Annotated in this window: 1 protein-coding gene; it reads left to right on the top strand. The window is 73.2% G+C overall.

Annotation, left to right across the window (positions count from 1 at the left end; translation table 11 throughout):
* The coding region (locus MCM47_RS40815) for a serine hydrolase (protein WP_374209287.1) at positions 1 to 1310 on the top strand (1310 nt) is incomplete at its 5' end.
* Between the last annotated feature and the right edge of the window lie 28 nt (positions 1311 to 1338).

Genomic DNA, 1338 nt, shown 5'->3' with positions numbered 1-1338 from the left:
GGGGGGCGGCCGCGGCGGCGGTGGGTGTGGCCGGCTTACTGGCCGGCGCCGGCTGCTCCGGCGGTGCCGACCCCGGGCCGGCGCCCGCGGGGCCGGCCACCGCCGTGCCCGCCGCGCTCAGCCCCTCACCGACCGTCTCCCCCACCGGCTCGCCGACGTTCTCCCCGTCGACCTCGGGCTCGCCCTCGGCCCCGGGTACCGTGGCCGAGCTGACCCCGGCCGTCACGGCCCGGCTGGACGCCGCGGTGCAGCGGGTGCTGAACCAGGCCTCCGTTCCCGGCGTGATGGTCGCGCTCACCACCCCCCGGGACAGCTACATCCGGGCCTTCGGGGTCTCCGACAAGATCGCGGGCATCCCGATGGTGACCGGGCTGAACATGCGGATCGGCAGCGAGACCAAGACCTTCACCGTCACCGGGGTGCTGCGGCTGGTCGACCAGGGCCGGGTCGGTCTGGACGACCCGATCTCCAAGTACGTCCCGGAGGTGCCCGGCGGGGACGCGATCACCCTGCGCCAGCTCGCGAACATGCGCAGCGGCCTCTTCCCGTACACCTCGGACCAGGGCTTCGTGCAGGCCCTGCTGGCCGACCCCCACCGGGAGTTCACGCCGCAGCAGCTTCTCTCCTACGCCTTCGCGCACCCGGCGGACTTCCCGCCGGGCACGGACTTCGAGTACTCCAACACCAACACCATCCTGCTCGGCCTGGTGGTGGAGAAGGTCTCGGGACAGCCGCTCGGCGCCTTCCTGGAACAGCAGGTGTTCGAGCCGGCCGATCTCGGCCGGACGGTCTTCCCGGTCGACGCGGCGTTCCCCCAGCCGCACGCCCGCGGCTACACCAACCAGACGCAGAGCGGCGCGATCGAGGACGCCACCGACTGGAACCCGTCCTGGGGCTGGGCCGCGGGAGCGATGATCTCGGACCTTCCCGACCTGCAGAAATGGGCGAAGGTCCTGGCCACCGGCACGCTGCTGAAGCCGGCGACCCAGGCCGAGCGGCTGCAGACCCCGCCGTCGGGCGATCCGGGCCTCGGCTACGGGCTGGGGGTGTTCGTGAACCACGGCTGGATCGGGCACAACGGTTCGCTGCCGGGCTACCAGAGCGTGGCGGTCTACCTGCCGTCGGCGCAGGCGACGCTGGTGGTGTTGCTGAACACCGACATCGCGTACCGGGGTTCGGCGCCCTCGACGCTGTTCGCGCAGGCGATCACCGAGATCGTCTCGCCGGGGAACGTGTACTCGCTGCCGGTCGCGCCGTCGAGCGGGTCGCCGTCCGCGCCGGCCTCCAGCCCGGCGCTCGCGGAGACCTGACCGCCCGAGCCGTCCCGGTCCGGGCCCC

Source organism: Kitasatospora sp. A2-31 (assembly GCF_022288725.1).
Classification (GTDB): domain Bacteria; phylum Actinomycetota; class Actinomycetes; order Streptomycetales; family Streptomycetaceae; genus Kitasatospora.
This window is presented reverse-complemented; position numbering and strand designations above follow the sequence as displayed.